Here is a 9278-nt window from a genome sequence, read left to right as displayed (position 1 = left end):
GTGCCGCGATGGCCAGACGCTTGGAGTCGGTCATCTCGGTCTTGATGTTGGTCGCCGCGTTGCGGGTCGGGGTGATCTTGAACGTGTCGCCGGCGGCTGCGGTGCCACCGGAAAGTGTCATGGAGAAACCATCGATCACCGGCGGTGGCGTGGTCAGCGTGCTGAACGCGCCCATGGCGGTGCCTTCAGGCAGACGCTGCACGGTGTAGTTGGTGGCGCTGGTGAAGGTGACCTTGTAATCGTTAATGGTCAGCTTGCCGCTGTCCTCGATGCTCACATCGAAGTTGCCGGAGCCGGCGCTGTTGCCGACCGTGGCAACGCTGCGTTGGGCCATTTGCGCGGCGGTGTTGATGCTGTTGAACAGGTTCGAACCAAAATCACCGTTCTTGTCGATGCCCTGGGCCTGGACGGTGTTCATCTGATCGGCGACGACCAGCGCCACACGCCCCAGTTCATTCATGGCTGGGTCCAGCACGGTGCTGCGATAACGCAGCAAGCCRCCCATCTCGCCACCGGTCATCACCGAGGTGATATCGATGGTGCTCGAACCGCGATTGAGCTGAATGGCCGAACGCGACGGATCGTCTTTGCTCGGCACCACTTCCAGCTTGCTGGCAGTGCTGCCCATGACCAGCGGTTGACCGCTGCCCAGGTAAATGTCGAGGTTGCCGTCACGCTCGATCACCTGCGCACCGGTGAAGGTGGACAACTGGCGCACGGTCTCGTTGCGCGCGTCGAGCAAGTCGTTGGGCTGGCCGCCGGCGTTGGAAACTTCGGAGATCTTCTGGTTCAACTGGGCCACGGTGGCCGCCAGTTTGTTGACCTGATCGGCCATGTCCGCCAGGTTGCCGTTGATGTCCGCGTTCTGCGCGGTCAACTGGCTGGAGATCGAGTTGAAACGGTTGCTCACCGCTTGCGCATCGCTGAGCAGCAGTTGGCGGGAAGCATCGTCGCCCGGTTTGGCGTTGACGTTCTGTACCGAGGCGAAGAACTTGGTCAGGGCGCCGTTGAGGCCGGTGCCGCTGTCTGACAGCAACTTATCGAGCGGGCTGATCTGCCCGGCATAGGCAGCCGAGTCGCTGTTGAGCGAGGTGGTGGTTTGCAGTTGCGCATCGAGGTAGCTGTTGTACACCCGACGCACATCGGCCAGGGTCGTACCCGTGCCGATGTAGACATTGCCGAACTGATTCGAGGCCTTGCTGYCCTGCACGGTTTGCTGACGCGAGTAGCCTGCGGTGTCGGCGTTGGCAATGTTGTTACCGGTCACCATCAACGCGCTTTGGCCAGCGGATAAACCCGACATCCCGATGTTGAGCAAACTCATGATTCAAACCTTATGCCTTGTGCCTATAAAGGCGTAGTGGAAGCGCCCGCTGCAGCGTAGTTTTGGTAACTCGTCATCTGCTTGGCTATCTGCGAAATCTTGCTTGCGTAATCCGGGTCGGTTGCATACCCGGCTTTTTGCAACTCGCGTACAAACTGTTCTGGGTTATCGGCCGACTTCAGCACATCTTGATAGCGATTGTTGCTTTGCAGCAGCGTCACAAGGTCATGGAAACTGTCCTTGTAAGAGGCGTAGGAACGGAACTCAGCCGTCTCCTTGACCATCTGGCCATTTCTGAATTCGCTGGTGATCGCCCGCGCCGAATCACCCTTCCAGTTACCACTGGCCTTGATCCCGAACAGGTTGTGGCTACTGCTGCCATCCTGGGCGCGCATGACCGATTTGCCCCAACCGGTTTCCAGGGCGGCCTGAGCCACCAGGTAACGCGGATCGACACCGATACGGTCGGCGGCTTCTTTGGCCATTGGCAGCATGGTGTTGACGAATTCGTCGGCGGAGCTGAAGGCTTTCTTCGCCGGTGCCAGGGGGATTTGAGCCATGGCACGACCATAAATCTGCAGGCGCCCGCTGGAGGTCGTATCCGTTTGCGAAGCCAGCCAATCGCCGTTGTACAGCGGGCCGGAACCGGTCGCGGTGCTCGGCGGCACCTGGATTTTGTTCTGCGTTGCGGTGGCGGTTGTCGCCGTGGTCGATGCCGATGGCACCAGCCCTGCGAGCAAACGGTCGGCCAGTTTCGGTGGCAGCGCCAGACGCCGCTGATTGATCAGCGCCATGTCGTTGCGGTGTGCGCCCTCGCCCGCACCTGCCGGCGCCCTCACCGCGCGTGAAGCCCACAACGGGCGCTCGCCATTGAGGCGCGACAGCGGCCCATTGGTGGCGACCGTACCGGCGGCAATCGGTGTTTCCACGGCGGCCTTCGCGGCGGCTTGCTTGGCGGCAGATGCTGCCGCAGCCTCACCCGGCGCCAACGGTTTGTTCTTCGACATCTGGCGCATCAACACGTCAGCCAGGCCGATACCGCCGCCTTCGCGAGACAGGGAAACGGCCAACTGCTGGTCGTACATTTCCTGGTATTGCTTGGCTGCCGGCGTGTTGAGCGGATTATCCTTGCCCAGCGCTTCGGTGGCCGAGCGCATGGACTTGAGCATTTCGCCGAGGAACAGCGACTCGAATTCCTGCGCCACTTTGCGCATGTTCGCATCGCTGTTCTTGTCGCCGACCTTGAGCTGATTCAAACGATTCAGGTCCGAGTAGGAACCCGAAYCGCTGCTGCTGACCAGACCGCTTTTGCGCATATCCATGATCGCCGTCCTCAGATCACGATCAGGTCGGCTTGCAACGCGCCGGCCTGTTTCAACGCTTCGAGGATCGCCATCAAGTCACCCGGTGCTGCGCCGACCTGGTTCACCGCACGAACGATCTCGTCGAGGGTGGTGCCCGGGCCGAACTTGAACATCGGCTTGGCTTCTTGCTGAGCGTTGACCCGCGAACGCGGCACGACCGCCGTCTGCCCGTTGGACAGAGGGCCGGGCTGGCTGACGATCGGGTCTTCAGTGATGGTCACGGTCAGGCTGCCGTGGGTCACGGCGRCCGGGGAAACCTTGACGTTCTGGCCGATCACGATGGTGCCGGTGCGCGAGTTGATGATGACTTTCGCCACCGCCTGACCCGGATCGACTTCGAGGTTTTCCAGGATCGACAAATAGTCGACCCGCTGGCTTGGATCGAGTGGCGCAGTCACGCGGATCGAGCCGCCATCGATGGCCTGAGCGACGCCAGGGCCAAGCATGTCGTTGATCTTGTCGACGATGCGCTTGGCCGTGGTGAAGTCCGAACGGTTGAGGTTCAGGGTCAGGCTGTTGCCCTGATTGAAGCCGCTCGGCACTGCCCGCTCGACCGACGCACCGCCGGGGATGCGACCGGCCGACGGAACGTTGACGGTGATCTTGGAACCGTCACGACCTTCGGCATCGAAGCCGCCGACCACCAGGTTGCCCTGAGCCACGGCATAGACGTTGCCATCGATACCTTTGAGCGGCGTCAACAGCAAGGTGCCGCCGCGCAGGCTCTTGGAGTTACCGATGGACGCTACGGTGATGTCTATCTGCTGACCCGGCTTGGCGAACGCTGGCAAATCGGCGCTGATCGACACCGCCGCGACGTTCTTCAACTGCACGTTGCCCGAACCCGGCGGCACCTTGATGCCGAACTGCGAGAGCATGTTGTTGAAGGTCTGCAGGGTGAACGGGGTTTGCGTCGTCTGGTCGCCGGTACCGTTAAGCCCGACCACCAGGCCGTAGCCGATCAATTGGTTGGAACGCACGCCGGAAATACTGGCGATGTCCTTCAGCCGCTCGGCTTGAGCATCGAAGGCCGCCGTCAACAACAGGACGCCCACCATAAGGCTTTTCAGATTCAACGTAGCCACCTAGAAAGGGAACAGCGGGCTGAGGAAGAAACGGTCGAACCAGCCTGGCTGACTCGCATCGGCAAACGAACCGGTGCCCGAATAGGTGATGCGTGCATCGGCGATACGGGTCGACGAAACGGTGTTGTCAGTCGCGATGTCATCGGCGCGAACAAGCCCTGCAATCCGCACCAGTTCATCACCGGTATTGAGGGTCATCCACTTCTCGCCGCGTACGGCGATGATACCGTTGGGCAACACGTCGGCGACGGTCACGGTGATCGAGCCGGTGAGGCTGTTGCCCTGCCCGGCCTTGCTGTCACCCTTGGTCGCGCGGTCGCCGCTGTAGCTGGCATCCAGACTCAGGTCGCCGCTGTCGAGCGGGTTATTTACGCTGGGCTTAGTGCCGAACAATGAGGAAAGACCAATGCTGGTCTTGCTGGTCTTGTCGACCTGGGAATTGGCGTTCTTGCTCGCCTGGGTGCGCTCGTTCAGGGTGATGGTGATGATGTCACCGACCCGGAATGCCTTGCGGTCGCTGTACAGGTTCTGTTCGAAACCGGCCTGGTAGATCGAGCCGTTATTGGCGGCAGCCGGCAGCGGCGTGCGCGGCAACACCGGGGCGTAGTAAGGGTCATTGGGCTTTGGCGTCGGACCGACGCACCCCGCCAGCGCGGCGACCCCACTCAGTGCCAGAACAGATACGAAGCGATTCATGACCCTACCTCACGGTGTTGCAGGCGACCTCATGGCCGCCTCATAGACTTGATTACAGATTCTGCGTTACGAACGAGAGCATCTGGTCGGCGGTGGAGATCACTTTGGAGTTCATCTCGTAGGCGCGCTGAGTGGTGATCATGTTGACCATTTCTTCAACGGTGCYGACGTTGGACGTTTCCAGGGTGTTCTGCAGCGTGGTGCCGAAACCGGCCAGGCCCGGGGTGCCGACTTGCGGCGCGCCACTGGCAGCGGTTTCCAGGAACAGGTTGTTACCCACCGCTTGCAGACCGGCCGGGTTGATGAAGTCGGCGGTTTGCAGGTTGCCGATCACCTGGGCGGCCGGGCTGCCGGCAACAGTGATGGACACGGTGCCGTCACGGCCAACGGTGAACGTCTGGGCGTTGTTCGGAATGACAATGGCCGGCTCCAGGGCAAAGCCGCTGGCGTTGACGATCTGACCGTTGGAATCCAGGTGAAAGGTACCGTCACGGGTGTAGGACGTGGTGCCATCGGGCTGCAGGATCTGGAAGAAACCGCGACCGTCGATGGCCATGTCCAATGGCTGCTCGGTGGTTTGCAGGCTGCCGGCGGTGAAGTTTTTCTGGGTGCCGACGATGCGCACACCGGTACCCACTTGCAGACCCGACGGCAGTTCGCTGTCCTGGGTCGACTGGGCGCCTGGCTGGCGTTTGATCTGATACAGCAAGTCCTGGAATTCGGCGCGGTCACGTTTGAAACCCGTGGTCGATACGTTCGCCAGGTTGTTGGAAATGGTGGTGAGGTTGGTGTCCTGGGCGGACAGACCTGTTTTGGCAACCCATAGAGCCGGAAGCATTCGTTTCTCCTCGTGCGCCTGTTTTACGGCGCGACGTTCTGATAATTAGCTGATCTGCAAGACCCGAGCCATGGCCTGGTCATCGTCTTTGGCGGTGTTCATCATCTTGATGTGCAGCTCGAACTGCTTGGCCAGCGCCAGTACCGAAGTCATTTCTTCCACGGCATTGACGTTGCTCGACTCGAGGAATCCGGACACCAGCTTGACGCCGGCATCGGCTTGCGCCGGCTTGCCGTCCTTGGTGTGGATCGAACCGTCCAGGCCTTTGGTCATGTTCTTGAAGTCCGGGTTGACCAGCTTGATGCGGTCGACTTCGGCCATCACACGCGGGCCTTCGCCCATCGCACGGATACTGACGGTGCCATCTTCGCCGACTTCGATCTGCTGCTCAGGCGGCACGGCAATCAGACCGCCATTGCCCATCACCGGCATGCCGTTGCCGGCGCGCAACACGCCCAGCGCATCAACGTTCAGGCTGCCGGTGCGCACGTAGCTCTCACCGCCATCGGGGCTCTGCACGGCGATCCAGCCGTTGCCTTGCACCGCGACATCGAGGTCACGGCCGGTTTCCACCAGGGCGCCCGGGGAGAAGTCGGTGGCCGGACGTTCGCTCATGGCAAACGCACGCGCCGGAAAGCTGTCACCAAACACCGGCATCGAACGGGCCTGCTCCAGGTCCTTCTGAAAACCATTGGTAGAGATGTTCGCCAGGTTGTTGGCATGAGCCTTCTGCGCCAGTGCATTCTGGCTGGCGCCGGTCATTGCCACATAAAGGTACTTGTCCACACTCTTTCCTCTGCATGCCGGACGTTTGCCGCCCACCGCTGTACTGCTGAGCCATAAGCAATTTGCAGACCAACTTTTTTCTGGCGGCGCCGGGCCCGGCAAACAAAGGACTTGAKGGATTTAGAGGGGATTGAAGGAATGTATCGAAGACGAAAAACCGGCGGTGTCATGCCGCCAAGAGGCAAGGATCAGCCTGGACGCTGATCGTTCCCCTGTGGCGAGGGCGCTTGCTCCCGCTGGGCTGCGCAGCAGCCCCAAAAATGACAACCGAATTATTGCAGGCAGATCGCGCAGGTAGGTTTTGCGGCCGCTTCGCGCCCGAGCGGGAGCAAGCTCCCTCGCCACAAAAGCCGCTTAACCGGGCTCTTTACCGACCTCATACTCGCGCAACTTATTGGCAATGGTGGTATGGGAAACCCCCAGTCGCTTGCCCAGTTGCCGACTGCTCGGATACTCGGAATACAAGCGCTCCAGCACGGCTTTCTCGAAGCGCCCGACAATCTCGTCCAGCCCACCCTCGAGGGAGAAATCGCCAAGCGGCTGACGCACGCCGTAGTCCGGCAGACGAATGTGCTCGGCTTTGACGGTGCCGCCCTCGCACAGGGAAACCGCCTGAAACAGCACGTTCTCCAACTGCCGCACGTTACCCGGCCAGTGATAGTGACTGAGTCGTTCCATCGCCGCCGGCGCCAGCTTCGGCAGTGGGCAACCGATCTGTCGGCTGGCCTGATCGAGGAAGTGCTCCACCAGCGGCGCCAGTCCGTCGAGGCATTCGCGCAGTGGCGGGATGTGCAACGAGAGCACGTTCAAGCGGTGGTACAAGTCCTGGCGAAATTCACCGCGAGCACACAGCTCGGACAAGTCCACCTGAGTCGCGCAGATCACCCGCACATCCAGATAGACCTCTTCATCGCTGCCGACACGACGGAAGCAACCGTCCTGCAGAAAGCGCAGTAATTTCACCTGCAAGCGCGGGCTCATTTCGCCGACGCCATCGAGAAACAACGTACCGCCCGCCGTCAGCTCCAGGAGCCCGAGCTTGCCTTCGGCCCGCGCCCCTTCGAAGGCGCCGGGGCCGTAGCCGAACAATTCGGTCTCGGCCATGGACTCTGGCAGGCCGGCGCAGTTGAGCGCCATCAGCGGTGATTGCCCACGCGGGCTCGCCAGGTGACAGGCCCGCGCCAACAACTCTTTGCCGGTGCCGGTTTCGCCTTCGATCAATAGCGGCGCATCCAGCGGTGYCATGCGCCGCGCTTCGCGAACCACCGCCGCCATCACTTTCGAGCTTTGGAAAATGCTGTCGAAGCCGCGCAACTCCTGTTTGCGCACGTTATAGATGCGCTCGCCCACCCGGTCCGCCCGGTGCAGCGTCAACACCGCACCGGCCATGGCCTCGCTTTCGTCATGCTCCGATTGCAGCGGCGCGATGTCGGCGAGAAACACGTCACCCTTGACCTTCACCCGCAAGCCGTTGATCCGCGACTTGTTGGCGCGCACCAGTTCCGGCAAATCGAAGTCTTCGGCGTACCGAGACAGCGGAATCCCCGGCACCTCATCCACCCGCACCCCGAGCAATTGCGCCGCCGCACGGTTGGCCGCGACGATGGAACCGCCCATGTCGATCGACAGAACCGGAAACTCCAGGGCACCGAGCAAGGCATTGAGCTCCATGTGCCGACGCTCACTGGGCATCAGCCCTACACGCTTGACGCCGAATACCCCACCAATCGCCTCGAACTTCGGCCGCAACGCCTGGAACTGAATGTTGATCAGGTTCGGACAGTGCAGATAGATCGCATTGCCATGCTCACCACCCACCTCGCCGCGAGCGACGTTGATCCCGTACTCGACCAACAGGTTGAGAATGTCGCGCAGGATACCGATGCGGTTCTGGCAGTGGACTTTGATACGCATATGAAGGCCCGTAACAGCGGTGATCGAGGCCCGGCGCAAGGAATTTTCTGCGCGAGCACCAAGTTAGTCGTCAAGATTATGTGACACCTGTAGGCCATTTCAAACCCGTAAATATCAATACTTGCGCCACAGCAGACAATACGTAACGAAAACTTTACGAAGAGCGCGGATTTTTCCTACGCAAGACGCGGATCACCTGCTGCAACACCGAACACCTTGGGGTATTTCTAGGTCCATAGCTGTACACACAACAAGAACGATTCCCCTAGCAGGAGAGCAGCATGAAGCAGACGCAATACGTGGCTCGCGAGCCCGATGCGCAAGGTTTTATCGACTACCCCGCTGAAGAACACGCGGTGTGGAATACGCTGATCACTCGCCAACTGAAAGTGGTCGAGGGTCGTGCATGCCAGGAATACCTGGACGGTATCGAAAAACTCGGTCTGCCCCACGACCGCATTCCGCAACTCGGCGAAATCAACAAAGTCCTCGGTGAAACCACCGGCTGGCAAGTTGCCCGGGTGCCCGCGCTGATTCCCTTCCAGACCTTTTTCGAATTGCTGGCGAACAAGCAGTTTCCGGTGGCGACCTTTATTCGTACCCGCGAAGAACTKGATTACCTGCAAGAGCCGGACATTTTCCACGAGATCTTCGGCCACTGCCCGTTGCTGACCAACCCCTGGTTCGCCGAATTCACCCACACCTACGGCAAACTCGGCCTACAGGCCTCCAAGGAAGAGCGCGTGTACCTGGCGCGTCTGTACTGGATGACCATCGAGTTCGGCCTGGTCGACACGCCGCAAGGCCTGCGCATCTATGGCGGCGGCATCCTGTCCTCGCCGAAAGAAACTGTTTACGCCCTGTCGGATGCGCCTGAGCATCAGGCCTTCGACCCACTGGAATGCATGCGTACACCGTATCGCATCGACATTCTGCAGCCGCTGTACTTTGTCCTGCCGAACCTCAAGCGCCTGTTCGATCTGGMCCACGAAGACATCATGGGCATGGTCAAACAAGGCATGCAGCTTGGGTTGCACGCACCGAAATTTCCGCCAAAAGCTGCGTGACCCGCGACTTTTGGCATCAAGTGAGTCTGTTACAGATCGCCGCTTTGCTTTAGCGTGGTCCCACTGACGACCGTTTTTCAAAACACTCGATTTCAGGAACACATCATGTCCACATTGAACCAAGCCCATTGCGAAGCCTGCCGCGCCGACGCCCCTCAGGTCAGCGACGAAGAACTGCCGATCCTGATCAAGCAGATCCCTGAC

General features: G+C 60.4%; 8 protein-coding genes and 1 pseudogene. 2 read left to right on the top strand and 7 right to left on the bottom strand.

Annotated elements, in window-relative coordinates; genetic code table 11:
• From flgK to AC1DLB_RS12045, 7 genes are all read right to left on the bottom strand, one after another.
• Positions 1 to 1324, bottom strand: a 1324-nt coding sequence (gene flgK / locus AC1DLB_RS12075; RefSeq protein WP_477785050.1) for a flagellar hook-associated protein FlgK, incomplete at its 3' end; no start/stop codon positions are given.
• 23 nt (positions 1325 to 1347) lie between these two features.
• Positions 1348 to 2646, bottom strand: a complete 1299-nt coding sequence (gene flgJ, locus AC1DLB_RS12070; protein ID WP_477785049.1) for a flagellar assembly peptidoglycan hydrolase FlgJ — start codon at positions 2644 to 2646, stop codon at positions 1348 to 1350.
• Positions 2647 to 2657: 11 nt separating this feature from the next.
• The gene (locus tag AC1DLB_RS12065) at positions 2658 to 3746 is read right to left on the bottom strand and encodes a flagellar basal body P-ring protein FlgI (protein ID WP_477785048.1); all 1089 of its coding nucleotides are present in this window, start codon (positions 3744 to 3746) and stop codon (positions 2658 to 2660) included.
• A 27-nt stretch (positions 3747 to 3773) separates the two neighbouring features.
• Entirely contained in the window at positions 3774 to 4469 is a 696-nt protein-coding gene (flgH, locus tag AC1DLB_RS12060) for a flagellar basal body L-ring protein FlgH (protein WP_064619552.1), read from the bottom strand.
• 52 nt (positions 4470 to 4521) lie between these two features.
• Complete coding sequence (gene flgG, locus AC1DLB_RS12055) at positions 4522 to 5307, bottom strand: flagellar basal-body rod protein FlgG (RefSeq protein WP_477785047.1); 786 nt, start codon at positions 5305 to 5307, stop codon at positions 4522 to 4524.
• Between the two features lie 45 nt (positions 5308 to 5352).
• Positions 5353 to 6093: a flagellar basal body rod protein FlgF gene (locus AC1DLB_RS12050; RefSeq protein ID WP_064619555.1), complete on the bottom strand. Its 741-nt coding sequence runs from the start codon at positions 6091 to 6093 to the stop codon at positions 5353 to 5355.
• Positions 6094 to 6447: 354 nt separating this feature from the next.
• Entirely contained in the window at positions 6448 to 8007 is a 1560-nt protein-coding gene (locus AC1DLB_RS12045; RefSeq protein ID WP_477785046.1) for a sigma-54-dependent transcriptional regulator, read from the bottom strand.
• A 281-nt stretch (positions 8008 to 8288) separates the two neighbouring features.
• Between AC1DLB_RS12045 and phhA the strand changes: the two genes are divergently transcribed.
• Together phhA and phhB are read left to right on the top strand one after the other, a co-directional pair.
• Positions 8289 to 9074: a phenylalanine 4-monooxygenase gene (phhA, locus tag AC1DLB_RS12040; protein WP_477785045.1), complete on the top strand. Its 786-nt coding sequence runs from the start codon at positions 8289 to 8291 to the stop codon at positions 9072 to 9074.
• Positions 9075 to 9179: 105 nt separating this feature from the next.
• Positions 9180 to 9278, top strand: a pseudogene (gene phhB, locus AC1DLB_RS12035) (4a-hydroxytetrahydrobiopterin dehydratase); the annotation flags it as partial.

The organism is Pseudomonas sp. 05N434, assembly GCF_056396965.1.
This window is presented reverse-complemented; position numbering and strand designations above follow the sequence as displayed.

Bases quoted from the DNA above. Each gene is read 5' to 3' on its own strand.
- flgH (WP_064619552.1), bottom strand. From the start codon at position 4,469: ATGAATCGCTTCGTATCTGTTCTGGCACTGAGTGGGGTCGCCGCGCTG.